Source organism: Pseudomonas sp. MYb118 (genome assembly GCF_040947875.1).
GTDB lineage: Bacteria > Pseudomonadota > Gammaproteobacteria > Pseudomonadales > Pseudomonadaceae > Aquipseudomonas.
In genome coordinates, this window is the sequence record NZ_JBFRXN010000002.1 from 187,282 (window position 1) to 213,492 (window position 26,211).

The window sequence follows — 26,211 nt, forward strand, 5'->3', positions numbered from 1 at the left end:
CCCTTGTAGTGCGAGCCGCGAACGGCGACCGTACAAAATAGGCTGCGCCTGTTCGCAATTTCAAGCAGCGGCAAACAAAATCATCGTTACGGCAGATAGAGGCTGAAAACGCCGCCGCCCAACGGCCCGCCATTGCTGATCCGCGTATGCCCGCCCACGCCATTGCGCTGGTGCAGCGCGGCGATCCGCCCGGCGAAGTACAGGCCCAGGCCCGTGCTGCCGCTGCTGTGGTTGATGCCCTGCACGTAATCGGCCTGGCGCTCGATCATGTCGGCCGGATAGCCGTCGCCATCGTCATTGATGGTCAGCACCAGTTGCCCGGCTTCATCGCTGACCGTGATCAGCACCGCGTGACGGGCGTAACGCACGGCGTTATTGATGCAGTTGGCCAGCACCGACGCAATCAACTCGCGATCGAAGAAGCCCAGCGGGCTCAGCGGGTCGACTTCATAGGTGGCCATGATGCCGCGACTGGCGAACACATCCTGATGGCAGGCCAGTTGCGCTTCGATGAAATCATCCAGTTCGTGATAAGCCGGTTGCAACGGCATCTGGTTGACGCCGAGTTTGTACAACCCCAGCAACTGCACGAGCATGCCGTTGAGGTGGGCGAACTCGAACTCGATCACGCCCTGCTCCGGCGTCTGCCGGGCGGGGTCGGGCAGGCGCTCCAGCCACTGGCTGTGAGCCTGCATCAGCAGGGTCAGTGAGTTCTTCATGTCGTGCACGGTAGAAGCAATCACCGTGGAGAAGTCCAGTGCCGGGTCGTCCTTGCTCATTCGCCAAACGCCTTGATTTTCAGTTTCTGATATCGCGAGTAGCGCGCATCGGTGTCAGGCATCAGGCCAACCATTTTCAGGCTGGCCCGACATTCTTCGAGCTCCGCCGACGGCACGCTGGTGTCCGTGCCGTGCAGCAGCGACTGCGCCAGGTTCAACGCGATACTGATGTTTTTCGGTTGCATCGCCAGCGCTTTGCGGAACACCGTGCGCGCCTCGACCAGATTGCCGGTCTTGTACACCCGCACGCCCTGGCGGTTGAGGTCGGCGGCGGCGTTACTGGAATTGAGGATCGCCGGGTCATCGGTCAGCTTGGCAATGCCTTTCATCACGTACGGGTCGTCGCCGTAGATTTCCGCGCAGTTTTTCAGCATCGAATTGCCGGCATCGGCCTGACCGAGCATCTGCAACTGCTTGGCCACCAGCAGCGCGGCTTCGGGGCTCATGAACTGCTCCATGCCATCGAGGCGCAGCAGGGCCTGCTCGGTGAGCTTGTCGGCGGTTTCGGCGTCGTTGAGCAACAGGCTGGTGGCCTTCATCAACCGCGCACGAATCTGCAGGCCGGGGTCGCTGGGGTTTTCCTTGGCCACGGCACTGAGGGTGGTGTTGATCTCCAGCCGCGTGCGGGTGTCCAGGCCGCGCTCGCTGCCCTTGCTGATCAAGGCATGGGCCAGGCCCAGGTTGCTCTCGGCATCCTTGAAGCGCGACTGCGCCCCCTGGTTCACCGCTTGCCGGTAAGCCCTGGAGGCGGTATCGAAATCTTCGTTGGTCATCGCCAGCTTGCCCAGCAAGGCTTGCCGGCGCACGGCCAGAGGCGACAGGCGAATCGCCTCCTCGAGCACCTGTTGCGCGCCCTTGGTGTCACCTTCGGCGACCAGCACATCGGCCATGCCGTCATACAGCGCGGGCATCATCGGGAATACTTTCAGGGCTTTTTCGTAAACGCCCTTGGCCTGGCTGACCTGGCCGCGCTTGAACAGCAACTTGCCCAACCCGGCAAACGCCCACGGCAAGGGCCGGTCGGCAATGATGCTGTCGTAGAGACGCTCCAGCGCTTCGTTCTGATTCAGGTCACGCAGGGCGTCGGCGCGATAACGCAGGCACAACGGCGAATAACGGATGTCCTGTTTGCACAAAGCGATACAGGCGTTGAGCACCTCGGCCGGCTTGCCGCGGTCGAGGGCCTGCAGGATCGGTTTGAGCAAGGTCTTGCGCTGTTCCAGGCGTTCCAGGCGCTGGGCCAGGCTCGAGCGGTTGAACGGCTTGGTCAGATAGGCATCGGGCTCATGCTCCAGGGCGCTGAGCACCATGGCCTGGCTGGTCTCGGCGGTGACCATGACGAACACGGCCTCGTGGCTGATCAGCTTCTCGAACATCAGGTCTTCGAGTACCTGCTGACCGTTCTTCTTGCCGTCGCCGAGGTGGAAGTCCTGCAGGATGAAATCGTACGACTTCTGCGAGCACATCTTCAGCGCCTGCTCGCCGGTGTCAGCGGTATCGACATCCTTGACGCCCAGCTCACGCAGCATGGAACGCACGGAGCTGCGGAAATCGGAGAAGTCATCGACGATCAGAAAGCGCTTTTGGTGATACGACGACATCGAAGATTTCCAGGCAGTTTTAAGTAGAAGATCATGGCTGTCCGGGTTATCGGCCAGCAAGGTCATTCTCTTGAAGCGATGGCAGTGAAATCGCCCATCGTGTCGCCACTGGCAAATCGAGCAGCATCCCGCGCGGGCGTGTACTAGCTTGATACTGCAAGCGGCACGCGTGCTCAACGAGAAGGGGCCAGGGTCGATGATTCTACGACGTTTCATGCTAACGCTGTGGGCACCCTGCGCCTTGCAGGCATGGGCCGCGCAACCCGACATGAGCACGCCGATTCAGGCACAGCCCAAAGCGGTCGCCGCGTTCGACTTCGTGCCACGGGACCCGGCGAAGATCCCGCCGGGGGAATTCGGCGACAAGGTGCGCAAGGGCTACGACTTGATGGTCAACACCCAGCAGCTTCAGGGACGGTATGTCGGCAACCATCTCAATTGCAGCAATTGCCATTTGAACAACGGCGCCCAGGCCTACTCGACGCCGTTATGGGCCGGCTATCTCGCCTACCCCGCTTACCGCGCCAAAGACCATCACGTCGACACGTTCGCAGAGCGCGTCCAGGGCTGTTTCAATTATTCAATGAACGGCAAGGCGCCAGCGCTGGACTCGCCGGAAGTGGTGGCAATCTCCGCCTATGCCTATTGGTTGCTGATGGGAGGATTGCTGGACCTGTCCGGCCAGGTCGGCGCGCCCGTCCCTGAGCTGAGCGACAAGCAGTTGCAACAGGGTGGCAACGACCCATCCTTCGTGCTGCCCGAGCCGATCGCGAAAACCATCGAGCAAATGGGCCGGCAAAAACTGCCAGGCCGTGGCTTTCCTGCCCTGCCGGCCCCCGCATCAGCGCCCTCCCCGGATCAAGGGCAGCAGGTCTACACCCAGCATTGCGCGGTGTGTCATGGCGCGAACGGCGATGGAACCTACGCCAATGGCATGACGGGCATGCCGCCGCTCTGGGGTGAGCACTCCTACAACTGGGGCGCGGGCATGCATCGGATCGACACCGCCGCCCAGTTCATCTCGGAGAACATGCCGCTGGGCAAACCCATCCAGCTTACGCCCACGCAAGCCTGGGATGTTGCGGCGTACATCAACAGTCAGAAGCGCCCGCAGGACCCGAGATTCAACGGCAACCTGACCAGCACCGCCCATGCATTCCACGGCGCTGAGCAATGCTATTACGGGCAAACCGTGGAGGGCGTGTTACTGGGTGGCGAAGCTCAGCCAAGTGCGACCGGCGTCACCAGCACACCGTCAGCCAAGTAGCTGCGCAGGTTGTCGAAGACCAGATCCGCCATGGCCTGGCGCGTCTCGTGCGTGCCGCTGCCGATGTGCGGAAGCAGCACGACGTTGTCCAGATCCAGCAGCTCGGACGGAACCTTGGGTTCATCCTCGAAGACATCCAGCCCTGCACCGCCGATGCTGCCGTCGAGCAGTGCCGCGACCAGCGCCGCTTCATCGACCACAGTGCCCCGGGCAACGTTGATCAGGAACGAGGTGGGACCGAGTGCGCGCAGGACCTGGCGATCGACCAGATGCCGGGTTTGCGGGCCACCGGGCACGATGACGATCAGGTAGTCCGACGCCCTGGCCAACGCCTCGAGATCGCAATAATGGGTGTAGGCCACGTCGGTATAAGGTCCGCCGGGTCGGTAGTAGGCGATTTTCATCGAAAACGCCGAAGCCAGGCCGGCGATGGTTTTGCCGATTTGCCCCAGGCCGACGATGCCGCAGGTCTTGCCATGCAGGTCGTTGCCCAGGGGGAATTTACCCTGCTGCCATTTGCCGGCACGGACAAAGCGCTCGGCTTCACTGATGCGGCGCGACACACACAGCATCAATGCCAGGGCAGTTTCCGCCACGCTGTTGTTGAGCACCTGCGGCGTGTTGCTCAGTTGGATACCGCGAGCGGCCAGGTACGCGCTATCGACCTGGTCATGGCCGACGCCGAAGCTGGTGATCACTTCGAGGTTGGCCAGTTGCTCAAGGCTGGCGTTGTCTGCGCCGTAGACTCCACTGGTGACCACGGCGCGGATCGTATCCCCGTGCACGCCGGCCCATTGCTTGAAGTCGGGCATTTCCCAGCGTTTGTGCACGCGGTAGTTTTCTTCCAGGGATTGCATCAAGGTCGGGTGCATTGGCCCCCACACCAGGACATCACTTGTATTACCGGTCATGGTTACGCTTCCTTGAAAGTGACAGGGCCCGCTGCGCTCCCACGCCGGGTTCGACGTGGGAGCGATCAACGGACCAAAAGGTTGGTCAGGGGCGCTGGCCGACTTCGGCTTCCTGCGCCGTCCACGGTTTGACCTGCTCGCTCAGCGTCAGCCCCAGCCCTGGGCGGGTGGGCACCAGCATGCGGCCATCGCGGGTTTCCAGGCGCTCGTTGAACAGCGGCTCCAGCCATTCGAAGTGCTCGACCCAAGGCTCGGTCGGGTACGCCGCCGCCAGGTGCACGTGCAGCTCCATGGCAAAGTGTGGCGCCAGCATCAGCCCCGCTTGTTCAGCCATCGCAGCGACCTTCAGGTACGGCGTGATGCCCCCCACGCGCGGGGCGTCGGGCATCAGGAAATCAGCACCGCGCAATTTGATGAACTCGGCGTGCTCGGCGACGCTGGTGAGCATTTCACCGGTGGCGATCGGCGTATCGAACTGCTGCGCCAGTGCCGCATGACCTTCGGCGTCGTAGCAGTCCAGCGGCTCTTCGATCCAGATCAGGTTGTACTCCTCGAACTGACGACACATGCGCTGGGCCGTCGGGCGATCCCATTGCTGGTTGGCATCGACCATCAGCGGGAAGTTGTCGCCCAGGTGTTTGCGCACCGTGCTGACACGCTGGATGTCGATGGCGCAATCCGGTTGCCCGACTTTGAGCTTGATGCCGCCGATCCCCTTTTCACGGGACAGGTCGGTGTTTTTCATCAGTTGATCCAGCGGAGTGTGCAGGAAACCGCCCGAGGTGTTGTAGCAGCGCACGGAGTCCCGCTGGGCACCGAGCAGACGCGCCAGGGACAGGTTGGCGCGCTTGGCTTTCAAGTCCCACAGCGCCACGTCGAACGCACCGATGGCCTGGGTCGACATGCCGCTGCGACCCACCGATGCACCGGCCCAGCACAGCTTGGTCCAGAGTTTGGCGATGTCGCTGGGGTTCTCGCCGATCAGCGCCGGGGCGATTTCCTTCGCGTGGGCGAACTGACCCGGCCCGCCGGCACGCTTGGAGTAGCTGAAGCCCAAACCGCGATGGCCGTCGATGGTCTCGATTTCGGCGAACAGGATGGCGATCTCGGTCATCGGCTTCTGCCGACCGGTCAGCACCTTGGCATCGCTGATCGGGTTGGCCAGCGGCAGGATCACCGAGGACACGCGTACCCAGGCGATACGGTCGTCGTCGGAAGATTTGAGGGTGGCTTGTTGTGCGAGCATGGGGCTCTCCTTCAATGGGGTGAGGTTCAGGAACGCTGAGGATTGAGTTCGGTGTTGGCCGGAACGTCTTCGAAGTCGTCGAGTTCCAGGCGCTTGAGGGGGCCAACGATGAACAGGTAGGCGAACGCGCCCAGCAGGCCCATGCCGGCGACGTACATCAGCGCCACATCGAAAGAGCCCAACTGATTGATCATCACGCCAATGGCAATCGGGGTGACGATGCTGGCGAGGTTGCCGCAGAAGTTGAACATCGCGCCGCTGACGCCCATGGCCCGGGCCGGGGAAACGTCGCCGACGATGCACCAGCCGAGGTTGCCGACGCCCTTGGCGAAGAAAGCGATCGACATCACCAGAATCACCAGGGTGATCGACTGGGTGTAGTTGGCGACCACGATGCTGCTGGAGAGCAGCAGCCCGCAGATGATCGGCGTCTTGCGGGCAGCGGTCAGGCTGAAGCCCTTGCGCAGCATCCAGTCCGACCACACGCCGCCGACCATGCCGCCCAGGCAACCGGCGATGGGGGGAATCGCCGCCACCAGGCCGACCTTGAGCATGGTCATGCCCTTGGCTTCGATCAGGTAAGTCGGGAACCAGGTGAGGAAAAACCAGGTGATGGAGGTCAGGCAGAACTGGCCCAGGTAAATGCCCGCCATCATGCGGTTGCCACCAATGGCTTTCATGCGTTTCCAGCTGAAGGGGGTCTTCACGTCACCGATGGTGGGCAAGCCGCCGCCGGCTTCGATGTAGTCGATTTCCGCCTGGTTGACGCGTTTGTCCTTGCGCGGCTCATGGACCATGCGAAACCACAGCAGGCCAATCAGGATGCCGGCACCACCGGTCACCCAGAACACGTGCTGCCAGCCCCAGGTGCTGACCAGCCAGACCATCAACGGGGTGAAAGCGGCCAGGGCAAAATACTGGGCCGACTGGAACACCGCCGTAGCCAGGCCACGTTCGTGTCGCGGAAACCACATCACCGTCAGGCGGTTGTTGGCCGGGAAGGCAGGCGCTTCGGCGATGCCCATCATGAAGCGCAAAACGAACAGGGCGAGAAAAGCCGAGCTGAACAGGTCGACGTAACCCTGCAGAAAGGTGAACACCGACCAGATGATCAGGCTCATGCCCAGCACCAGCCGCGAGCCGAAGCGGTCGAGGATGATGCCGCCGGGAAGCTGCATCGAGGTGTAGGCCCAGCCGAACGCCGAAAAGGCGATGCCCATGGTCATGGCGTCGAAACCCAGATCGGTGCGCATGCTCGGGGCCGCAATCGACAGCGTGGCCCGGTCGACGTAGTTGAATACGGTGACGATGAAAATCATCACCAGGATGAGATAGCGGACGTTGGTCCTGGCTATCGACTGCGTGGGATTGATCACTGTTGTTTTCCTTATTGTGAATGCAGCGGGTGAATCCGTATGGCTCTTGACGCTCCTGTTGATAGTGATGATTGCGCAATCATCCTTAAATCTTAAAAAGGTCACACGCGGGCAAAGCGGGCGACCTTCGAGCCGATAGTACACTGATTGCGCAATCATTCAACCCTGCGCTTATCGGCAAACGGTGATTTTCACTTCAGGTGCTGGCGCGGTCGATGAGGGTGAAACCGGTGTCGATCCGTACGGGAGCCTGGCGGGACGCCGGGTTGTCGAAGCGCTCGAGCAGCGCCTGGGCCACTTGCAGGCCGATGGTTTTGCCGTCGACGCTGACGGTCGACAGCGCCGGATGCACATGGGCTGCGCTACTCAAGTCACCGAAGCCCATGACAGCCAGATCCGTCGGCACCTTCAGTCCACGACTGGCGGCTTCGGCCAGTACCCCTTGGGCGACGGTGTCGGAACTGCACACGACAATATCGGGCTTGCCGGGCTGATCGAGCAAACGCTGAAGCCCTTCTCGCCCGACGGCCAGGGTCGCGGGTGGCGCGAGGACTTCCATTGGCACCTCGCCCACGCCCAGGCGCTTGAGTTCGGCAATCAGGCTTTGGCAACGGCGCAGGCCGCGGGGGTCGCTGATGCTGACCACAGAAAAGTTCTTGTAACCTTTGCCCACCAGATGCCGGGCGGTCGCCTCCCCGACCTTCTCATGGGAAAAGCCCACCAGCATGTCCAAAGGATCTTCACTCAAGTCCCAGGCCTCGACCACCGGAATGCCCGCCTGCGCCAGTCGCAAGCGGCTGGACTCGGTGTGCAGTGTACCGGTCAGGACGATGCCATCCGGGCGCCGGCCGAGGACAGCCTCGAGCAGGTTTTCTTCCTGCTGCGCCGAGTAGCCGGTCAGGCCCAACAGCGTCTGATAACCGGCCTGGGTCAGGCGGTCCATCAGTGCTTGCACGGTATCGGCGAAAATCGAGTTGGCGATGGTGGGCAGAAAAATCGCCACCAGGCGGCTTTTGTTGCTCGCCAGGCCACCGGCCAGCATGTTCGGCACGTAACCGGTCTGGCGCACGGCCTCGCGGACCTTTTCCCGGGTGTTCTCGGAGACCAGTTCCGGCCGATGCAACGCCCTGGACACGGTCATCGGCGACACCCCGGCGACCTTGGCCACATCAATCAAGGTCAGACTGGAGGGGGTCCGGGAAGCCGATGTGTCAGTGGAGGGCGCTGCTGGTTTCTTGGCCATGAACCTGTCCGAATGCGCGCCCCGATGTCGGGCGCGGCGATGAAGCCGTGTGTGTGAGGGCGCCAAACTTAGCAAAGGTCGGCGCATTATTCACGATACGGCTTTCAATTCCTGCGCCACGACGCAAAACGGGGCCAGGTTTCCCTGGCCCCGTTTCGGGTCAATCAACGCCTGAGGATCAGACCTCGCCCACCAGTACGTCGGCGATGCGGATACTCAACGCCGCGCCGGTCAGCGTCGGGTTCACGCAGGACGACGACGGCATGACACTGGTACCGGCGATGAACAGGTTCGGGTGGTCGTGGGTGCGGCAATCGCGGTCGACCACCGAGTCCTTCGGATCGTCTCCCATGATGGTGGTGCCCATGATGTGCTGACGGTTCTGGAAGCCCACGTCGGTGCTGAGAATGTCAGCATCGAGCAGCTTGGCGAACTGTTTGAAGTCTTCCAGGGCCTTCTCTTTACCGGCGTGCCAGTAATCCGGAACGCTGTAGTAGATCTCCGGCACCGGCAGGCCGATCGCGTCGAACTTGGTCTTGCTCGGCGTGATGCGGTTTTCCGGCAGCGGCAGTGTTTCGAAGTCCACCGCCCAGTTCAGCGAACGCGCCGATTGCAGCTGGATCTGCTCATCGAGCTTGGAGCCGAGCACGCCCTTGGCGATCAGGTTCGAGGTGATCTGCGAGGTCGGCACGGTGTTGCGCACCTTGATCTTGTAGCTCGGGTACTGCTCACGGAACGCGCCGTCGCGGCTGTTCAGGTAGACCAGCAACTGGGTCGGCCCCTGGCCTGGCCACATGTCTTCCTTGGTCATGACGTTCATGCTGATGCCGGTGTGGTCCATCAGGTTGCGCCCGACCTGGTCGGAGGAGTTGGCAATGCCGTTGGGGTATTTCTCGGAGGTCGACATCAGCAACAGCTTCGGCGATTCGATGCCGTAGGCGGCCAGCACGAAGGCCCGCGCGGTCAGCTTGTGCTTGGTCTTGTCGGGAGTCATGTACCAGACCGCGGTGATCTTGCCGTCGTCGCCGGCCTCGATCTTGTACACCACCGAGTTGTCCAGGACCTTGGCGCCATGGCGCTCGGCTTCGTCGATGTGCATCGAGCCATCGTACTTGGCCGCCGTCGGGCACACCGGGTTGCAGTTGTTGTTGCCGGCGCACGGCGGGCGCTTGCCGTAAGGGCGGGTCGCACGGCCGTTGGGTTCGAGGATCGGGTTGTAGCCGCCCTTGCTCAACAGCTCGGACAGGCGCTTGAACATGTAGCTCGGTTTCAGCCCTTCCATCGGGTACGGAATCGAGCGCGGCGGGAACGCGTCGCCGCCCTGCCCGCTTTCATCCTGGCCATCGACGCCGGACACGCCCAGCTCGGTTTCGGCGCGGGCGTAGAACGGTTCGAGTTCGTCATAGCTGATCGGCCAGTCACGACCACGGCCGTACAACGACTTCAGACGGAAGTCGTTAGGCAGCATGCGCCACAGCGACGAACCGAAGTGCCAGGTGGTGCCACCAACCACACGCAGGTAGGAAGTGTTGTATTTCACCGGGCCGACTTGCTGCAGGTAGTCGCCGTAGGTGGATGGCGCGTGGGGCAGGCTCGGGTAAGGCGAACCGGCACCTTGCAGCTTGGCGTTGGCCAGCGACAGCTTGACCGGGGCATTGCGGAAGGTTTCGACGATGTCACGGCGGTTCACCCGGGGACCGGCTTCGAGCACGATCACCGACTTGTTCGCCTTGGCCAGACCGGTGGCGATCAGGCCGCCCATGACGCCGGAGCCGATGATGACCACATCGGCATCGAATTGATCGCTGCTCATACTTTCGAACCTTTAGTAGCTGCTGGTTTGGCGCCCCATGTAGCCGGGCCGCCACCGTAAGTTGGGATGATGAGAATGCCGTGGGTCGGCTGGTACATCATGGCTTGGGAGTAAGCGATCAGTTCGGCATCCACCGGCTCGCCGACGATGCCCAGGTACCAGGCCGAAATGATGCTGGTGGCCGTGGCCTTCAGCGAAGCATCCGGGTCCGGCTGCGCCAGGTACTCATCGACATGCTTGTAGCCACGGGCGTCGATCAATTGCTTGAGGGCGATGGCGTTGGTCGAGAAGTTCGGCGCCCGCTTGTCCAGCGCGGCGAAGTAACGGGCGGCCAGCACCGGGTTGACCGGGCGGCTGACCAGAAACTGCGACAGCGCGATGAAGTCTTCGCTGGACACCTGCGCGGCCAGCACCGACTGCCAGGGCATCACGCCGCTGACCAGCGCCGTCAGCCCCAGGGCCACGGAACCGCGCAACAGGTTACGGCGCGAGAAACCCGCCGGGGTTTGCGATTGAGTCTGTTTGTTCGTCATGTCCATTACTCAGGCTCCCTTGCGACGACGGGAAATCGCGAACAGGCCGATCAGCACGCACACGAGGATGATTGCCGGGATGGTGTACTTCGCCAGCACCGCCAACGGTGCCTTGGGCCCGCCCTCGCGGACCTGCGCGACATCGGCGGCGGTGACGACGCCTTCGGCATTGCCGTAACGCGACAGCACGTAGTTGCTGACGTCGGCGATCTGCTGGTCGTTCAGGCGGTCGGTGAACAGCGCGTCCGGACCGAAACCGGGCATGTCGATGGCCACGCCGTCGACTTCGCGGTGCACGCCGTAGACGATGGTCGCGATCAGGTTGTCCGTGCGAGCGGTGGCAGTGTTGTGGAACAGCGACGGGAACTCCTTGTTGCCCTGGCCGTTTGGCTGGTGGCAGTTGGCGCAGGTGCCGCTGAAGATGTGCCAGCCCGGGTTGTCTTCCGGCTTGCCGCCGCGCAGGGTCAGCTCATCGACCGAAGCCTGGCCGTATTCGTGACGGGCGCGGGCTTCGCCGGTCTTGATCGGCGTGGTCTGTTGCAGGTAGGCGGCGATGGCCTTGAGGTCGGCATCGCCGAGGTATTGCAGGCTGTGCTCCACCGCTTCGGCCATCGGGCCGGCGGCCTGGGCCTTGCCTTCGACGTGGCCGGTGCGCAGGTAGGCGACGATCTCGTCACTGGACCAGGCGCCGATGCCGCTGACCTTGTCGGAGGTGATGTTGGGCGCATACCAGCTGCCCAGCGAACCACCGGCCAGGGGCTTGCTGCTGTCCGCCGCCATCAACAGGTTGCGCGGGGTGTGGCAGGTGTCGCAATGCGCCAGGCCGTTGACCAGGTAATCACCACGGTTGACCTCGGCCGACTTGGCCGGGTCCGGGGTGAAACGCTTGTCGCTGTGGAACAGCGCGTTCCAGCCGATCATCGAGATGCGCACGCTGAACGGGAAGTCCAGGGCGGTCTTCTGGTTCGGCGTATCGACCGGCTTCACTTCATGCATGAAGTAATCGTAGAGCTCGGCGATATCGCTGTCGGTCATCTTCGAGTACGAGGTGTACGGCATCGCCGGGTACAGGTGAGTGCCATCCGGGGTGACCCCGTCCCGTACCGCACGGGCAAACTGCTCGGCGGTGTAATTGCCGATACCCGCGGTTTTCGACGGGGTGATGTTGGTCGAGTAGATGGTGCCCATCGGCGAGCTGAGCGAGTAGCCCCCGGCGAACGGCTTGCCGCCCGGTGCCGTGTGACAAGCCACGCAGTCGGCGGCGACCGCCAGGCGCTTGCCGGCGGATGCGCCGCTATCGAGCGCCTCCGCCTGGGCGACCGTGGCGAACGCCAGGGTCATCAATCCTGCAAAGGCATACGCCCTGCTCTTTCCTTTATCAATGCGACGCGGCATGAGTCCTTCCCCAGGCAACTGCTTTTTTTCACGGTGGTGAAAAGCGGGAACACCTGTCCCCGTCATCCTGAAAAATCAGCATGAAGAGGTACGATGTCGTATGAATTTGCGGGGAATATTTCACACAATGTAACACTTGGCAACAGAAAGAAAAGGCCAATGGCCATCTTTTGTATATTTGTGCTGAATGCTCTAGATCAATGGTTTCAACGATTGTTAGGGGACAACCTGCGTTTTACCATGCCGGCCATTCGCCACGAATGTGCGACTTTTTATTACGAAAGAAACCTTTCGTAACCCTACAGTTGTGGACGTTGCGGCCGAAAGATGTACGACGACCTCCGCTTTTCATTACGAGTTTCGACCGAGAAAACTCCGTCCCCCACATACCCGCAGGATGCCTTATGAGTTGGATAAATGACGCAAAGCTCTCAACCAAATTGATCACCGCCTTCGCCGTGTGTGCCTTCATCACACTCGGCGTCGGCCTGCTGGGAAGCCGGGGAGTGAGTGAACTCTCGAACAGCCTCAGATCCGTGTTCAACAACAACCTGGTCGGCGTGATGAACATCGCGCAGACGAAAATCAAGGCGGTCGGACAGACCCGCGACATGTATCGACTCTACGTCGCCACGGCTGCCGGGCTGCCCCAAAGCAGCAAAGACGAATTCCTCGCCTCGCTGGCCGCCAACAAACTGGCCAGCGAGAAAGCCTTCGCCGAATACCGGCGCACGCCACTGGCCGACGACGAACGCGCCGCCGCCGATCGAATGGAAAAAGCCTGGCCCGTCTACCAGGCGATCGTGCAGAAGTACCTGGACCTGATGAAGGCCGGCGATGTGGAAAACGGCCGCGCCCTGCTGCTCGGTGATCTGCAGAAGAACTACCGCGTGGTCATGGACGAACTGACCCTGATGAACAACTCCAACGACCAGCAAGTCAGCGAGGCCGCGAACAATGCGCTGCTGACCGAGTCGTCGGCCAGGACCTCGCTGTACATCGGCATCGTAGTCGCCTTCATCGCCGCCATCCTGCTCGGCCTGTTCATCAGCCGACTGATCAGCCGCCCGATCGGCTACGCCGTGGCGAGCGCCCGCAGCATTGCCGGTGGCGACCTGACCCAACACATCACCAGCACCGGTCGCGATGAAGCCGGCCAACTGCTCACCGCCCTGGCCGAGATGCAGGGCAGCCTGAAAAACACCATCCAGCAGATCGCCAGCGCGGCCGATCAACTGGCTTCCGCCGCTGAAGAGCTGACCGCCGTCACCGACAATGGCAGTCGCGGGTTGGTGCGCCAGAACGACGAGATCCAACAGGCTGCCACCGCGGTCACCGAAATGACCTCCGCCGTCGAAGAAGTCGCGCGCAACGCCGTCTCCACCTCGCAAGCCTCCCAGGCCACCAGCGAGCAAGCCAGCAAAGGCCGCGACCAGGCACGAAACGCCGTCGCCGCGATCAACAACGCCACCAGCGAAATCGCCACCTCCACCACCATGGTCAAGGACCTGGCCGAACAAGTGCGCGACATCGGCAAAGTACTGGACGTGATTCGCGGCATCGCCGAACAGACCAACCTGCTGGCCCTGAACGCCGCCATCGAAGCCGCACGCGCCGGCGAACAGGGCCGGGGCTTCGCCGTGGTCGCCGACGAAGTCCGCGCCCTGGCTGCCAGAACCCAGGCCTCCACCGGCGAAATCGAAGGCATGATCAACAGCGTGCGCAGCAGCGCCGATGAAGCCGTGGGCGCCATGGGCAAAAGCCAGTCACTGGTCAGCGAAACCCAGGCCCTGGCCCAGTCCACCGGCCAGGCCCTGGAACAGATCGCCGACGGCATCGCACAAATCAACGACCGCAACCTCGTCATCGCCACCGCCTCGGAAGAACAGGCCCACGTGGCTCGCGAGGTGGATCGCAACCTGGTCAACATCCAGGACCTGTCGACCCAGACAGCAGCAGGTGCGCATCAGACGAGCGCTTCGACCCAGGAATTGTCGAACCTGGCGACTTCGTTCAATGCGTTGGTGAGTCGGTTTCGGTTGTAATCAGGTGATGAGGCATGAGGCCAGCGTGCAATGCGCTGGACTCGCCTCGCACCATCAACGACTTTTTGCGATCACACCCGCCATGTACTGATTCAAATCGCGCAGGTCCTGGACGCTCCAGGCATGCGGCGGCAGCTTCACTCCGTTCTCCCGTAATGTCCTTGGAATCAGGTCGCCGTTGGGACGCAGGATGATCGAAGAGACGATCACACCGGGGTATTCACCCAGGCGCTTCTTGAAGCTGGCGGTTGTCAGGTCTGGCGTCGGCGGTGTGCTTTTGTTTGCCAACGGTCCTGTCGCCTTGAGATCGGGGCCATGGCAGATGGCGCACCGTTGCAGGTAGAGATTTTTCCCGTTCGCATTTTCCGCACAGGACAGTGACGATTGGACGAGGGAGAAAAATCCGAGCGAGGCGATGAGTAATATTTTCATTTCTGAGGCGGCCTTCCTTGAGCCGTTGATACGAAAAAGCCCCTCCAGGTTGATCCGGGAGGGGCTTTGTTTTTTCTGTCGACACCGCTGAAGCAGCATGGAGCCGGTAGAAAAAAGGCCATACAGGCCGCAATTGTTTGGTGTCCCAGGGCAGGTTCGAACTGCCAACCTTCCCCTTAGGAGGGGGATGCTCTATCCAATTGAGCTACTGAGACACGAGTCGACCACGAGGACCGCGGTGCGATGGACGGCGTGCATGTTAACGGGCAGGTCTGCTTTTGTCATGTCGTCCGTAGTGCTTTTTAAGTGTAGGCAGGCGCCTGTGGCCCACGCGGGATTTGTTCATCGGGCAAAATGCATCACTGCAAAATGCTATCAATGCAATTTGCAACGGGCGCTTTATTCAAGACCCTCCTAACCCACTGTTTTTAAATGACTTAATAGCCGTTAGACTGTTGGCATGTCGGCTGCTTTATCTGTTCCCAAAGAACAATGGAGGCCAGCCTCATGACCCGCGCCCTTCTCTTTGCGAATGCGATCGCCCTGGCGACTTTGCTGGGATTTCATTTTGCCCCTGAACGCGGCACCGAGCCGGTGGCCCAGCACATGCCACATTACCTTCAGTTGCAGAAGGCGCCGCAGTGGGCGGTGTTGAGTGATCAACACGGTTTTGCCAGCCAGGAGGTGAGCGAGGACATTCGCTTGTCCGCGCCTGCTTCAGAACGCCTGGTATTTTGATCAAACCCTCAGGAGTACAGCATGTCCCGATCAGCCGCAGGTTTTTTCATACTCGCCCTGTTGAGCGCCATTCTTCATTTTTCACTGTTCCAGGACTCGCTCATCACCCTGCCGCTGATTGCCTGCGGCGTTTTCAGCACGTTGTTTGTCCTGGCGCTGATCGCCGGTCGCAAGTTCAAGTTTGATCCGGTACTGCGTTGATTCGCAGCAGGTTCAACAACCGGGCGACCGTGCTGGCCAGGTCGCCGGAGTTATCGAGCCGATAGAGGCGCGGCTGATCCACTGAGGTGTCAGCCGCGAAGTCGTCGTTGCGACGCAGCCGGGCGTCGATCTGCGCAAGGTTTTCACGCCCTCGGCGCAGCAGGCGCTCACGCAGCACACTCTCGTTCACGACCAGCAGGATCGGCAGCAGGGTCGGATAACGCGACGAGGCCTGGGCCAGATGCCCACGAGAGCCGTTGACCAGGACATGGCGCCCTTCCTTGAGCCATTGGTCGATCACCCGAGGAATTCCGTAATCGAGTCCGTTGGCCTTCCAGCACAGCGCAAAGTCGCCGTTGCGTTGCCGGCGCTCGAATTCTTCAGGGGAAACGCCGATGGCGTCCTCCCCCACCGATTCCGCCGAACGGGTGATGACACGGCGCACCACTTCGCAACCTTGAGCCAACAGAGGCTCGCGGGCCGCCTCTATCAGGCTGTCTTTGCCCGACCCGGAGGGCCCCATCAGGTAAATCAGCCTGCCATCCATCCTGAATCAGCCTCCGATGATCAAATTGCCACTAGTAAATCGGCCATTTGCCACTATTCTGTATAAAATAAGGAAATGTGATGGAGTTCGCATAGCTTGGACCCTCGGACGTCTTCGGACAGCACCTGTCGGTCTACAGAATGCGATCAGCGGTACGGATCTGGCCTGCTTTTCAAACCAGTCCGCATTTCTGATAATTGGTGCTGGCATAACGCCTTTATCCAGTTCAATATTTGTCACAGAATTGACGCCAATGAACTGGCAAGTTTGAGGCATGATGCGAGCCTCTTTCAATTCAGGTTGAACATTTGGCCATGGACCTTGTCCTATCAGACATCGTGCGGCCAATCCCGAGAACCGCTCCCCTGAACTAACCGGTTAAATATATGCGCCCAGCGAAACAGATAGCTTACTCCAGCCGTACCGCTGACAAGTTCGTCGTACGTCTGCCAGACGGAATGCGTGAGCGCATTGCCGACGTAGCCCGCAACCATCATCGCAGCATGAACTCCGAAATCATTGCGCGCCTGGAGCAGAGTCTTATTCAGGAAGGCGCATTGGGTGAAGAGCTGAGCATGCGCCTGGACAGCCCGGAACTGTCCCTGCATGAACGCGAATTGCTGCAACGCTTCCGTCAACTCTCCCATCGCCAGCAGAACGCCCTCGTTTCGCTGATTGCGCATGACGCCGAAATGGCCGCAGACGCCTCCTGATTCATCCGAATTCTCAAAGCCAGCCTGATCGCTGGCTTTTTTTTGCCCTGATTTTTTGTACCGGAAAAAGCCAGGCAGAAAAAAACCCGCCATTGGGCGGGTTTTTCGGTGTGGGCTTCAGAGCAGGAAGATCGTCGCCAGGCCCAGGAAGATGAAGAAGCCACCGCTGTCGGTCATGGCCGTGATCATCACACTGGCACCCATCGCCGGATCGCGACCCAGGCGGGCCAAGGTCATGGGGATCAGCACCCCCATCAACGCCGCCAGCAACAGGTTGAGGGTCATGGCGGCGGTCATCACCACGCCGAGCGACCAACTGCCGTACAGCAAGTAGGCCACGACGCCAATCACCCCGCCCCACACCAGGCCATTGATCAGGGCGACCGCCAGTTCCTTGCGCATCAGCCGCGAAGTATTGCCGGTGCTCACCTGGTCGAGTGCCATGGCGCGAACGATCATGGTGATGGTCTGGTTGCCCGAGTTACCACCGATCCCCGCCACGATCGGCATCAACGCCGCCAGTGCTACCAGTTTTTCGATCGAGCCTTCGAACAGGCCGATCACCCGGGAGGCCACGAACGCGGTGATCAGGTTGATCGCCAGCCAGGCCCAGCGGTTGCGCAGGGATTTCCAGACCGAGGCGAAGATGTCTTCTTCTTCGCGCAGACCCGCCATGCTGAGCACTTCGCTTTCGCTCTCTTCACGGATCAGGTCGACCATTTCGTCGATGGTCAGACGACCAATCAGCTTGCCGTTCTTGTCGACCACCGGCGCCGAGATCAAGTCGTAACGCTCGAACGCCTGGGCGGCGTCGTAGGCGTCTTCGTCCGGGTGGAAACTCACCGGATCGCTGGCCATGACTTCCGCGACTTGCTTGTCCGGGTCGTTGACCAGCAGGCGCTTGATCGGCAGCACGCCCTTGAGGATGCCGTCGTAATCGACCACGAACAGTTTGTCGGTGTGGCCCGGCAACTCCTTGAGACGACGCAGGTAACGCAGGACCACTTCGAGACTGACATCCTCGCGGATCGTCACCATCTCGAAGTCCATCAGCGCACCGACCTGCTCCTCGTCATAGGACAACGCGGAGCGAACGCGCTCACGCTGTTGCGCATCGAGGGTTTCCATCAGCTCATGGACGACGTCACGCGGCAGCTCGGAGGCCAGGTCGGCGAGTTCGTCGGCGTCCATGTCCTTGGCCGCCGCCAGGAGCTCGTGATCGTCCATGTCGGCGATCAGGGTTTCACGGACCGAATCGGATACTTCAAGGAGGATGTCGCCGTCGCGATCGGCCTTGACCAGTTGCCACAGCGTCAGACGATCGTCCAGCGGCAGTGCTTCAAGGATGTAGGCGACGTCGGCGGAGTGCAGGTCGTCGAGCTTGCGTTGCAGCTCGACGAGGTTCTGCCGGTGGACCAGGCTCTCGACCCGATCCTGATTGGGGCCTTGCTCGCGATGCGTCAGGTCTTCGACCATGCGCTGACGCTGCAACAGCTCGACGACCTGCGCGAGGCGATCCTGCAGACTTTCCTGTGTTTTCTTTACTTCAACTTCGGACATAGGCGAACTCCACTCCCAGCAGCGGAGCACGCCGGGAGGATCAATCAGTCAATTCTTGATTGGAACAACGGTTTACTGAATTTCTACTGGGTAAGTCCATGGAGGTATTCCACAAGCCCCGGCGGGGCTGACGGGCGCAATGATACACCGCCCGACAGTTTTAAACGTTAAAAAATCTTGGCTGAAACAAGCGCTTGCGAGACAAACCTGAGCGCCATCCTGATCCATGAAAATGCGACGACTCATTCTGAAAAGAAAACACACCCGCGCCGAAAAATGTACCGGCTAACCTTGAGTCAGACCGTCATGGAGGACGTTTGATGCCATCCAATGCCCATTCTTTTTTAATGATCGCCCTGCTCTGCCCACCGCTCGCAGCCACCGCAACAACCGTTCACCGCTGCGAGGCCGCCAATGGCCGAGTCACGTTCACCACATTGGGCTGCGCGAGCGGGGATAACCCGTCGCTGCAGGAAGTGCGCACCTACAAGCCAGGCAGCACGGTCGCGCTGATGCCAGCAGCCGATGCACGCAAAACGTCCACCACCGCCAGGGAGCCCACAGTCGTAGGCCTGGCCCAGGACAGCTGCGGCAACCTGATCACGGCCCGGGAACGCCGGGATGCCATCCTGCATAAACGGATTGTCGCCGGCATGAGCCAGCAGGATGTCGAAAGCGCACTCGGCAAACCCGACAAGGTCTCCGTGCGCAATTCAGCCATGAGCTACCGCTACGACACCCGGCGGGGTCGTAGTGCTCACATAGAATTCGATGAGAAAGGATGTACGAAAGGAAAAGCCAAATCCCGGACAGCAAAAAGCCCGCGTTAAACGCGGGCTTTTTGGTATATGGTGCACTCGACAGGATTCGAACCTGTGACCGCTCGGTTCGTAGCCGAGTACTCTATCCAGCTGAGCTACGAGTGCATTTGTGGTTTTATACCAGATCACAACTGGTTGGAGCCAAGTCATTTACATTGCTGCAAACAACTCTTAAATGGTGCACTCGACAGGATTCGAACCTGTGACCGCTCGGTTCGTAGCCGAGTACTCTATCCAGCTGAGCTACGAGTGCATTTGTTGCCGCGCATTATAGGCCGTCAAATCTTTTTGTAAAGCACTTTTTCTAGTAATTTCAACAACTTACCGAAGAAGCCAGATTACAACGTACTAAGCAAATAATGGCGGAGAACGGGGGATTCGAACCCCCGACACCCTTGTGAGGTGTACTCCCTTAGCAGGGGAGCGCCTTCGGCCACTCGGCCAGCTCTCCGCAACACGGGGCGTATATTAACCAGCTTCTTCCCCGTTTGCAAACATAAAAAACGATAAAAATTAATGGCTTGGTTCTTCGTCCTTCTCTTTCTTTATACGCAGGTAAATTTCCTCACGGTGCACCGCAACCTCTTTCGGTGCGTTGACGCCGATGCGAACCTGGTTTCCTTTGACGCCGAGCACGGTCACGGTGATTTCGCCATCTCCGATAATCAGGCTTTCTGCACACCGACGAGTCAGAATCAGCATACCTTTCTCCTCACGCATTTCATTTCGGGAACAACAGTCTGCAAAAAAAAGGCATTCGACCGACAACCGAAACGATCGCAGCCCTACATGCCTGAGTATTGACCAGCGCAGGCAAAAGAACGCTGCGCCATTCAAAAAAACAAAAGGGCGCGGTCAGACCGCGCCCTTTGGCAAACGCATCACTCGCCCTGGCGGGCCGGTGCGTCCAGTTCGAAAGCCGTGTGCAGAGCGCGCACGGCCAGTTCCAGGTACTTCTCTTCGATCACCACGGAAACCTTGATTTCCGAAGTCGAGATCATCTGGATGTTGATGCTTTCCTTGGCCAGGGATTCGAACATGCGGCTGGCCACGCCTGCGTGGGAACGCATGCCGACGCCAACGATCGAGACCTTGGCGATCTTGGTGTCGCCCACCACTTCACGGGCACCGATTTCACGCGCGGTGTTTTCCAGCACGCCCTGGGCGGCCTGGTAGTCGTTGCGGTGCACGGTGAAGGTGAAGTCGGTGGTGTTATCGTGCGCAACGTTCTGCACGATCATGTCGACTTCGATGTTCGCGGCGCTGATCGGGCCGAGAATCTTGAACGCAACGCCCGGGGTGTCTGGCACGCCACGGATGGTCAGCTTGGCTTCATCGCGGTTGAAGGCGATGCCGGAAATGATCGGCTGTTCCATGGTTTCCTCTTCATCAATAGTAATGAGGGTGCCCGGACCCTCCTTGAAGCTGTGCAGTACGCGCAGCGGAACGTTGTACTTGCCGGCGAACTCGACCGCACGGATCTGCAACACCTTGGAACCGAGGCTGGCCATTTCCAGCATCTCTTCGAAGGTGATCTTGTCCAGGCGCTGAGCCACGGACACCACACGCGGGTCGGTGGTGTAGACACCGTCGACGTCGGTGTAGATCTGGCATTCGTCAGCCTTGAGGGCCGCCGCCAGTGCCACGCCGGTGGTGTCGGAACCGCCACGACCGAGGGTGGTGATGTTGCCGTGCTCGTCGACGCCCTGGAAACCGGCGACAACCACCACGCGACCGGCCTTCAGGTCACCACGAATCTTCTGGTCATCAATCTGCAAGATACGCGCTTTATTGTGAGCGCTGTCCGTCAGGATGCGGACCTGGTTGCCGGTGTAGGACACCGCTGGCACGCCGCGCTTGATCAGCGCCATGGCCAACAGTGCGATCGTCACCTGCTCGCCGGTGGAGACGATCACGTCCAGCTCACGCGGAACCGGCTGATCTTCGCCACTGATTTGCTTGGCCAGATCGATCAGACGGTTGGTTTCGCCGCTCATTGCAGACAGCACAACCACCAGGTCATCGCCGGCATCGCGGAATTTCTTAACCTTGTCGGCGACCTGCTCGATTCTCTCGACAGTACCGACCGAGGTGCCTCCAAATTTCTGTACGATCAAAGCCATTTCAAAGCCGCCTCTGCCCATGAAGGGCGCCCAAATAATCACTCAAACAACGTGCCGGCCCGCCACTGGACTGCGGGCCGGACACGCTGCCTTATAAACCCTGCTCTACGAATGGAACGGTCAGGGCCAGGGCCGCGTCCAGTGCGCCAGCGTCGGTACCGCCGCCTTGCGCCATGTCCGGACGACCACCGCCCTTCCCGCCCACTGCCGCAGCGGCCTGCTTCATCAAATCACCGGCTTTGAGTTGGCCAGTCAGGTCCTTGGTTACGCCTGCAACCAGTACGACCTTTTCCTCATGGACACTGCCGAGCAGGATCACTGCGCGGCCGAGTTTGTTTTTCAGTTGATCGACCAGCGCCAGCAGCGCCTTGCCATCCTGGCCGTCCAGGCGCGCAGCCAGGACCTTGACGTCCTTGACGTCCAGGGCGGAAGCCGACAGATCGTCGCCCGCCGCGCTGGCCGCCTTGGCCTGCAACTGCTCGAGTTGCTTCTCCAGCAGACGGTTGCGCTCCAGCACAGCCGACAGCTTGTCGATCAGGTTGTCACGGCTGCCCTTGACCAGGCTGGCCGCTTCCTTGAGTTGTTCTTCGGCAGCGTTCAGGTACGCCAGTGCGGCTGCACCAGTGACCGCTTCGATACGACGCACACCCGCCGCCACACCGCCTTCGCTGATGATTTTCAGCAGGCCGATGTCGCCGGTACGGTTGGCGTGGATACCGCCGCACAGCTCGACGGAGAAATCGCCGCCCATGCTCAGCACGCGCACGTTGTCGCCGTATTTTTCGCCGAACAGCGCCATGGCGCCTTTCTTCTTGGCGGTGTCGATGTCGGTTTCTTCGGTTTCAACGGCGGAGTTCTTGCGGATCTCGGCGTTGACGATGTCTTCCAGGGCCTTGATCTGCTCTGGCTTGATCGCCTCGAAGTGACTGAAGTCAAAACGCAGGCGCTGACTGTCGACCAACGAACCTTTCTGCTGGACGTGATCGCCCAGCACCTTGCGCAGCGCGGCGTGCAGCAGGTGAGTGGCCGAGTGGTTCAGCGAGGTGGCGTGACGCACCTCGGCTTCGACGCGGGTTTCCACCGGCGCGGCAACGGTCAGGTTGCCCAGCGCCTGGACGCCGTGGTGCAGGAACGCGCCGCCGGTCTTGGTGGTGTCGCGCACGTCGAAACGACCGTTGCCGGCCTGGATGAAACCGCAGTCGCCGATCTGGCCACCGGATTCGGCGTAGAACGGCGTCTGGTCGAGCACGACCACGCCTTCGTCGCCTTCATTGAGGACGTCGACCGATTGCCCGTCCTTGTACAGGGCAATGACTTTCGCCGCACCGCTGGTGGCGTGGTAGCCGGTGAACTCGGTGTCGACGTCGACCTTGACCAGGCTGTTGTAGTCCATGCCGAAGGAACTGGCAGCACGGGCACGTACGCGCTGGGCTTCCATTTCACGTTCGAAGCCGGCTTCGTCGAGGGTCAGGTTACGCTCGCGGGCGATGTCGCCCGTCAGGTCCATCGGGAAACCGTAGGTGTCGTAGAGCTTGAACACCACGTCGCCCGGGACCACGTCGCCCTTGAGTTCGGCCAGGTCCTGCTCGAGGATTTTCAGGCCCTGCTCCAGGGTCTTGGCGAATTGCTCTTCTTCAGCCTTGAGGACGCGCTCGATGTGCGCCTGCTGGGCTTTGAGTTCCGGGAAGGCTTCGCCCATCTCGGCGACCAGGGCCGCGACGATCTGGTAGAAGAAGCTGCCCTTGGCGCCCAGTTTGTTGCCGTGACGGCAGGCACGACGGATGATGCGACGCAGCACGTAGCCACGGCCTTCGTTGGAAGGCAGCACGCCGTCGGCGATCAGGAAGCCGCAGGAACGGATGTGGTCCGCTACCACTTTCAGCGAAGCCTGGGCATCGTTGGTGCAACCGATGGCCTTGGCCGATGCGTTCAGCAGGCTCTGGAACAGGTCGATTTCATAGTTCGAGTGAACGTGCTGCAGCACGGCACTGATGCGCTCCAGGCCCATACCGGTGTCGACCGACGGCGCTGGCAGCGGGTGCAACACGCCATCGGCGGTGCGGTTGAACTGCATGAACACGTTGTTCCAGATTTCGATGTAGCGGTCGCCGTCTTCTTCCGGCGAGCCCGGTGGGCCACCCCAGATGTCGGCGCCGTGATCATAGAAAATCTCGGTGCAAGGACCGCACGGGCCGGTATCGCCCATGGTCCAGAAGTTGTCGGAGGCGTAAGGCGCGCCCTTGTTGTCGCCGATACGGACCATGCGCTCGGCCGGAACGCCGATTTCCTTGGTCCAGATGTCGTAGGCCTCGTCATCGCTGGCGTAGACGGTGACCCAGAGTTTTTCTTTCGGCAGGTTCAACCACTTGTCGGACGTCAGGAAGGTCCAGGCGTAGGTGATCGCATCACGCTTGAAGTAGTCGCCGAAGCTGAAGTTACCCAGCATTTCGAAGAAGGTGTGGTGACGAGCGGTATAACCGACGTTTTCCAGGTCGTTGTGCTTGCCGCCGGCGCGCACGCATTTCTGGCTGCTGACGGCGCGGGTGTACGCGCGCTTTTCCTGGCCCAGGAAGCAATCCTTGAACTGGTTCATCCCCGCGTTGGTGAACAGCAGGGTTGGGTCATTGCCCGGAATCAAAGAGCTGGAGGCTACACGGGTGTGGCCTTGCTCTTCGAAGAAGCGAAGGAAGGCTTCACGGATTTCTGCGCTTTTCATTAGGTTCTTCCACGGAGGCTGCGGCCAAAGGCCTGTTCGAAACGTCACCAGACGAAACGACGGCAAAGGGCCGCATTATATCGGCCCTGCGCGCGGGGTACAGCGTGTTTATACGATAGAAACGGTCAATTGGACCGCTAACGCTATCACTTATGTGAAAAGTCGACGAATGTCGCGACCACTTGCTCGATTTGCGCGCGGCTGACGTCCATGTGGGTGACCATTCTCAGACGGGCGGCAGCGCTGAGCTTGATCCCGCGTTCGGCGGCAAACGCCTTGAGCGCCTCGGCCTGGTCGCCAATCTGCACGTAGACCATGTTGGTCTGCACCGGCTCGACCGCGTAGCCCGCGGCACGCAGGCCTTCAGCCAGGTGCTGGGTGTTGGCGTGGTCATCGGCCAGGCGCTGCACGTTGTGATCCAGTGCATAGAGGCCGGCCGCAGCGAGGATGCCGGCCTGGCGCATGCCGCCGCCGACCATCTTGCGCAGGCGCCGGGCCTTGCCGATCAGTTCGCTGGACCCGCACAACACCGAACCCACCGGCGCGCCCAGGCCCTTGGACAGGCACACCGAGACCGAATCGAAATGCTGGGCGATCTCGCGGGCGTCCACCCCCAACTTGACGGCGGCGTTGTACAACCGGGCGCCATCGAGGTGCAGTTGCAGGCCGTGCTCACGGGTAAAACGGCGCGCCTCGGCCAGATAAGCCAGCGGCAGGACCTTGCCCTGCATGGTGTTTTCCAGGGCGAGCAGACGCGTGCGGGCGAAGTGGAAGTCATCGGGCTTGATCGCGGCCGCCACCTGGGCCAGGTCCAGCGAGCCGTCGGCCTGCACTTCCAGTGGCTGCGGCTGGATCGACCCGAGCACCGCCGCCCCGCCACCTTCGTATTTGTAGGTATGCGCCTGCTGGCCCACCACGTATTCGTCGCCACGCTCGCAATGGGCCATCAGGCCCAGCAGGTTGCTCATGGTGCCCGTCGGTACGAACAGCGCGGCGGCAAAACCCAGCCGGCTGGCCAGCTCGGCCTCCAGGCGATTGACCGTCGGGTCTTCGCCGTAGACGTCGTCACCGGTGGCCGCCCCGGCCATTGCGTCGAGCATCCCTGGAGTCGGTTGGGTGACGGTGTCGCTGCGAAGATCGATAACGCTCATGAATCAGGCCTCGGTTAGCACGGGGAATTTATTGTCAGAGAGGGATTACTGCGGTCATCAGCACGATTAATCAACCCTTGAAAGCGGCGGATTCAACAAAAAAACCGATGACAATCATCTGAAAGCATCAATGCACGTGGCCGAAAGTTGTGTTAAAAACGCTGCGCCGCCAGACATTCTGTCGGCACAACGTTCTCAGGGCGGGGTGTAATTCCCCACCGGCGGTAATTGCGCGCAAGGCGCATAGCCCGCGAGCGCTTGGCGGCAGCACGGCTTTGGCGGTGCCTGGCGACAAGGTCAGCAGACCCGGTGTGATTCCGGGGCCGACGGTCACAGTCCGGATGAAGAGAGAACGGGATTGACGCCAAAGGGCCGTCTGCGCGCACTCGTGCGCGTGCGTACCCTTGAATCCCATTCGATTCATATGCCCTGTTTTTTAATTAAACAGGAGTCAGAACATGCAACCCACTGCATTCGATAGCAAAGGCAAACACCCTCAGGGCGAGCGCATCGCGTTCATCCAGGCTTGCTGGCACAAGGAAATCGTCGACCAGAGCCGCAAAGGCTTCGTCGCCCAGATGATTGCCCAGGGTTATCAGGAATCGGACATCGACTTCTTCGAACTCGGCGGCGCCTTCGAAATCCCGCTGCACGCCAAGCTGCTGGCCAAGACCGGCCGTTACGCCGGCATCGTCGCCGCCGGCCTGGTGGTGGATGGCGGCATCTATCGCCATGAGTTCGTCGCCCAGTCGGTGATCAGCGCCCTGATGCAGGTTCAGCTGGAAACCGAAGTGCCGGTGTTCTCGGTGGTCCTGACCCCGCACCACTTCCATGCCGGTGAAGAACACCAGAAGTTCTTCTTCGAGCATTTTGTGCACAAGGGCGAGGAAGCGGCGAAGACCTGTGCCGATACGCTGGCCAAGACCCGTGCGCTGCGGCGCAGTGAGCCGCGTGCGGTAGCGGTGTAACTCCCCCCGCCCCAAAAATGTGGGAGCGAGCC

At 60.9% G+C, this 26,211-nt stretch carries 23 protein-coding genes, 4 tRNA genes and 1 riboswitch; of the genes, 7 read left to right on the top strand and 20 right to left on the bottom strand.

The features are described 5' to 3' along the window. Positions 1–86: 86 nt before the first annotated feature. Positions 87–779: a sensor histidine kinase gene (locus tag ABVN20_RS06675; protein ID WP_368554750.1), complete on the bottom strand. Its 693-nt coding sequence runs from the start codon at positions 777–779 to the stop codon at positions 87–89. Then, on the bottom strand, positions 776–2,380 hold the full coding sequence (locus ABVN20_RS06680; RefSeq protein WP_368554751.1) for a response regulator: 1,605 nt from the start codon (positions 2,378–2,380) through the stop codon (positions 776–778). The genes ABVN20_RS06675 and ABVN20_RS06680 overlap by 4 nt, the downstream gene beginning before the upstream one ends. 214 nt (positions 2,381–2,594) lie before the next feature. On the opposite strand from ABVN20_RS06680, the gene ABVN20_RS06685 reads away from it, so the two are divergent. Further along, positions 2,595–3,647 (top strand): c-type cytochrome, encoded by a 1,053-nt coding sequence (locus ABVN20_RS06685; RefSeq protein WP_368554753.1) that lies wholly within the window; start codon positions 2,595–2,597, stop codon positions 3,645–3,647. Here the strand turns inward: ABVN20_RS06685 and ABVN20_RS06690 are convergent. The 7 genes from ABVN20_RS06690 to ABVN20_RS06720 all read right to left on the bottom strand — a co-directional run bounded on the left by ABVN20_RS06690 (position 3,602) and on the right by ABVN20_RS06720 (position 12,164). Further along, positions 3,602–4,558 carry a 2-hydroxyacid dehydrogenase gene (locus ABVN20_RS06690; protein WP_368554754.1) on the bottom strand — a complete coding sequence of 319 codons (957 nt, stop codon included), beginning with the start codon at positions 4,556–4,558 and terminating at the stop codon, positions 3,602–3,604. The genes ABVN20_RS06685 and ABVN20_RS06690 overlap by 46 nt on opposite strands. Before the next feature lie 85 nt (positions 4,559–4,643). Beyond that, positions 4,644–5,804 (bottom strand): mandelate racemase/muconate lactonizing enzyme family protein, encoded by a 1,161-nt coding sequence (locus ABVN20_RS06695; RefSeq protein WP_368554755.1) that lies wholly within the window; start codon positions 5,802–5,804, stop codon positions 4,644–4,646. A 26-nt stretch (positions 5,805–5,830) separates the two neighbouring features. Further along, positions 5,831–7,123, bottom strand: a complete 1,293-nt coding sequence (locus ABVN20_RS06700) for an MFS transporter (protein ID WP_368557675.1) — start codon at positions 7,121–7,123, stop codon at positions 5,831–5,833. Between the two features lie 253 nt (positions 7,124–7,376). Further along, the gene (locus ABVN20_RS06705; protein WP_368554756.1) at positions 7,377–8,423 is read right to left on the bottom strand and encodes a LacI family DNA-binding transcriptional regulator; all 1,047 of its coding nucleotides are present in this window, start codon (positions 8,421–8,423) and stop codon (positions 7,377–7,379) included. A 178-nt stretch (positions 8,424–8,601) separates the two neighbouring features. Continuing rightward, positions 8,602–10,236: a GMC family oxidoreductase gene (locus ABVN20_RS06710; RefSeq protein ID WP_368554758.1), complete on the bottom strand. Its 1,635-nt coding sequence runs from the start codon at positions 10,234–10,236 to the stop codon at positions 8,602–8,604. Then, a complete protein-coding gene (locus ABVN20_RS06715; protein ID WP_368554760.1) occupies positions 10,233–10,775 on the bottom strand; it encodes a sugar dehydrogenase complex small subunit in 543 nt (180 codons plus the stop codon). Before ABVN20_RS06715 ends, ABVN20_RS06710 begins: the two co-directional genes overlap by 4 nt. A 3-nt stretch (positions 10,776–10,778) precedes the next feature. Continuing rightward, positions 10,779–12,164 (bottom strand): cytochrome c, encoded by a 1,386-nt coding sequence (locus ABVN20_RS06720; protein WP_368554761.1) that lies wholly within the window; start codon positions 12,162–12,164, stop codon positions 10,779–10,781. Positions 12,165–12,568: 404 nt separating this feature from the next. Here ABVN20_RS06720 and ABVN20_RS06725 point away from each other — a divergent pair, with 404 nt between their 5' ends. Next, a complete protein-coding gene (locus ABVN20_RS06725; protein ID WP_368554762.1) occupies positions 12,569–14,209 on the top strand; it encodes a methyl-accepting chemotaxis protein in 1,641 nt (546 codons plus the stop codon). A gap of 54 nt (positions 14,210–14,263) precedes the next feature. Here ABVN20_RS06725 and ABVN20_RS06730 read toward each other — a convergent pair whose 3' ends face one another. Then, on the bottom strand, positions 14,264–14,641 hold the full coding sequence (locus ABVN20_RS06730; protein WP_368554764.1) for a c-type cytochrome: 378 nt from the start codon (positions 14,639–14,641) through the stop codon (positions 14,264–14,266). Between the two features lie 138 nt (positions 14,642–14,779). Continuing rightward, positions 14,780–14,856 (bottom strand) — tRNA-Arg (locus tag ABVN20_RS06735). A gap of 292 nt (positions 14,857–15,148) precedes the next feature. Between ABVN20_RS06735 and ABVN20_RS06740 the strand changes: the two genes are divergently transcribed. After that, complete coding sequence (locus ABVN20_RS06740) at positions 15,149–15,379, top strand: hypothetical protein (RefSeq protein ID WP_368554765.1); 231 nt, start codon at positions 15,149–15,151, stop codon at positions 15,377–15,379. Positions 15,380–15,400: 21 nt separating this feature from the next. Next, a complete protein-coding gene (locus tag ABVN20_RS06745) occupies positions 15,401–15,580 on the top strand; it encodes a PA3371 family protein (protein ID WP_368554766.1) in 180 nt (59 codons plus the stop codon). On the opposite strand, the gene phnN is transcribed toward ABVN20_RS06745, so the two are convergent. Beyond that, positions 15,555–16,127, bottom strand: a complete 573-nt coding sequence (gene phnN, locus ABVN20_RS06750) for a phosphonate metabolism protein/1,5-bisphosphokinase (PRPP-forming) PhnN (protein ID WP_368554767.1) — start codon at positions 16,125–16,127, stop codon at positions 15,555–15,557. The genes ABVN20_RS06745 and phnN overlap by 26 nt on opposite strands. A 386-nt stretch (positions 16,128–16,513) precedes the next feature. Between phnN and ABVN20_RS06755 the strand changes: the two genes are divergently transcribed. Continuing rightward, on the top strand, positions 16,514–16,840 hold the full coding sequence (locus ABVN20_RS06755; protein ID WP_368554769.1) for an Arc family DNA-binding protein: 327 nt from the start codon (positions 16,514–16,516) through the stop codon (positions 16,838–16,840). 117 nt (positions 16,841–16,957) lie between these two features. Here ABVN20_RS06755 and mgtE read toward each other — a convergent pair whose 3' ends face one another. Further along, the gene (mgtE, locus tag ABVN20_RS06760) at positions 16,958–18,400 is read right to left on the bottom strand and encodes a magnesium transporter (protein WP_368554770.1); all 1,443 of its coding nucleotides are present in this window, start codon (positions 18,398–18,400) and stop codon (positions 16,958–16,960) included. Between the two features lie 320 nt (positions 18,401–18,720). Here mgtE and ABVN20_RS06765 point away from each other — a divergent pair, with 320 nt between their 5' ends. After that, positions 18,721–19,230, top strand: a complete 510-nt coding sequence (locus ABVN20_RS06765; protein ID WP_368554771.1) for a cell envelope protein SmpA — start codon at positions 18,721–18,723, stop codon at positions 19,228–19,230. 19 nt (positions 19,231–19,249) lie between these two features. Here ABVN20_RS06765 and ABVN20_RS06770 read toward each other — a convergent pair. The 7 genes from ABVN20_RS06770 to ltaE all read right to left on the bottom strand — a co-directional run bounded on the left by ABVN20_RS06770 (position 19,250) and on the right by ltaE (position 25,211). After that, positions 19,250–19,326 (bottom strand) — tRNA-Arg (locus ABVN20_RS06770). Positions 19,327–19,397: 71 nt separating this feature from the next. Beyond that, positions 19,398–19,474: transfer RNA gene (locus ABVN20_RS06775), tRNA-Arg, on the bottom strand. Positions 19,475–19,581: 107 nt separating this feature from the next. Then, positions 19,582–19,672, bottom strand: a tRNA-Ser gene (locus tag ABVN20_RS06780). Between the two features lie 62 nt (positions 19,673–19,734). Next, on the bottom strand, positions 19,735–19,923 hold the full coding sequence (gene csrA / locus ABVN20_RS06785) for a carbon storage regulator CsrA (RefSeq protein WP_002554426.1): 189 nt from the start codon (positions 19,921–19,923) through the stop codon (positions 19,735–19,737). Positions 19,924–20,102: 179 nt separating this feature from the next. Further along, on the bottom strand, positions 20,103–21,344 hold the full coding sequence (locus ABVN20_RS06790; RefSeq protein WP_192305806.1) for an aspartate kinase: 1,242 nt from the start codon (positions 21,342–21,344) through the stop codon (positions 20,103–20,105). A 91-nt stretch (positions 21,345–21,435) separates the two neighbouring features. Beyond that, entirely contained in the window at positions 21,436–24,060 is a 2,625-nt protein-coding gene (alaS, locus tag ABVN20_RS06795; protein WP_368554772.1) for an alanine--tRNA ligase, read from the bottom strand. Between the two features lie 146 nt (positions 24,061–24,206). Then, the gene (gene ltaE / locus ABVN20_RS06800) at positions 24,207–25,211 is read right to left on the bottom strand and encodes a low-specificity L-threonine aldolase (protein ID WP_368554773.1); all 1,005 of its coding nucleotides are present in this window, start codon (positions 25,209–25,211) and stop codon (positions 24,207–24,209) included. Between the two features lie 187 nt (positions 25,212–25,398). After that, positions 25,399–25,569, top strand: a riboswitch (FMN riboswitch). Positions 25,570–25,669: 100 nt separating this feature from the next. Here ltaE and ABVN20_RS06805 point away from each other — a divergent pair. After that, a complete protein-coding gene (locus ABVN20_RS06805) occupies positions 25,670–26,179 on the top strand; it encodes a 6,7-dimethyl-8-ribityllumazine synthase (protein ID WP_368554774.1) in 510 nt (169 codons plus the stop codon). Positions 26,180–26,211: the final 32 nt, after the last annotated feature.

Coding starts and splice junctions, on each gene's coding strand:
- ABVN20_RS06675 (WP_368554750.1), bottom strand. CDS start 779: ATGAGCAAGGACGACCCGGCACTGGACTTCTCCACGGTGATTGCTTCT.
- ABVN20_RS06680 (WP_368554751.1), bottom strand. CDS start 2,380: ATGTCGTCGTATCACCAAAAGCGCTTTCTGATCGTCGATGACTTCTCC.
- ABVN20_RS06685 (WP_368554753.1), top strand. CDS start 2,595: ATGCTAACGCTGTGGGCACCCTGCGCCTTGCAGGCATGGGCCGCGCAA.
- ABVN20_RS06690 (WP_368554754.1), bottom strand. CDS start 4,558: ATGACCGGTAATACAAGTGATGTCCTGGTGTGGGGGCCAATGCACCCG.
- ABVN20_RS06695 (WP_368554755.1), bottom strand. CDS start 5,804: ATGCTCGCACAACAAGCCACCCTCAAATCTTCCGACGACGACCGTATC.
- ABVN20_RS06700 (WP_368557675.1), bottom strand. CDS start 7,123: ATGATTTTCATCGTCACCGTATTCAACTACGTCGACCGGGCCACGCTG.
- ABVN20_RS06705 (WP_368554756.1), bottom strand. CDS start 8,423: ATGGCCAAGAAACCAGCAGCGCCCTCCACTGACACATCGGCTTCCCGG.
- ABVN20_RS06710 (WP_368554758.1), bottom strand. CDS start 10,236: ATGAGCAGCGATCAATTCGATGCCGATGTGGTCATCATCGGCTCCGGC.
- ABVN20_RS06715 (WP_368554760.1), bottom strand. CDS start 10,775: ATGGACATGACGAACAAACAGACTCAATCGCAAACCCCGGCGGGTTTC.
- ABVN20_RS06720 (WP_368554761.1), bottom strand. CDS start 12,164: ATGCCGCGTCGCATTGATAAAGGAAAGAGCAGGGCGTATGCCTTTGCA.
- ABVN20_RS06725 (WP_368554762.1), top strand. CDS start 12,569: ATGAGTTGGATAAATGACGCAAAGCTCTCAACCAAATTGATCACCGCC.
- ABVN20_RS06730 (WP_368554764.1), bottom strand. CDS start 14,641: ATGAAAATATTACTCATCGCCTCGCTCGGATTTTTCTCCCTCGTCCAA.
- ABVN20_RS06740 (WP_368554765.1), top strand. CDS start 15,149: ATGACCCGCGCCCTTCTCTTTGCGAATGCGATCGCCCTGGCGACTTTG.
- ABVN20_RS06745 (WP_368554766.1), top strand. CDS start 15,401: ATGTCCCGATCAGCCGCAGGTTTTTTCATACTCGCCCTGTTGAGCGCC.
- phnN (WP_368554767.1), bottom strand. CDS start 16,127: ATGGATGGCAGGCTGATTTACCTGATGGGGCCCTCCGGGTCGGGCAAA.
- ABVN20_RS06755 (WP_368554769.1), top strand. CDS start 16,514: ATGCGCCCAGCGAAACAGATAGCTTACTCCAGCCGTACCGCTGACAAG.
- mgtE (WP_368554770.1), bottom strand. CDS start 18,400: ATGTCCGAAGTTGAAGTAAAGAAAACACAGGAAAGTCTGCAGGATCGC.
- ABVN20_RS06765 (WP_368554771.1), top strand. CDS start 18,721: ATGCCATCCAATGCCCATTCTTTTTTAATGATCGCCCTGCTCTGCCCA.
- csrA (WP_002554426.1), bottom strand. CDS start 19,923: ATGCTGATTCTGACTCGTCGGTGTGCAGAAAGCCTGATTATCGGAGAT.
- ABVN20_RS06790 (WP_192305806.1), bottom strand. CDS start 21,344: ATGGCTTTGATCGTACAGAAATTTGGAGGCACCTCGGTCGGTACTGTC.
- alaS (WP_368554772.1), bottom strand. CDS start 24,060: ATGAAAAGCGCAGAAATCCGTGAAGCCTTCCTTCGCTTCTTCGAAGAG.
- ltaE (WP_368554773.1), bottom strand. CDS start 25,211: ATGAGCGTTATCGATCTTCGCAGCGACACCGTCACCCAACCGACTCCA.
- ABVN20_RS06805 (WP_368554774.1), top strand. CDS start 25,670: ATGCAACCCACTGCATTCGATAGCAAAGGCAAACACCCTCAGGGCGAG.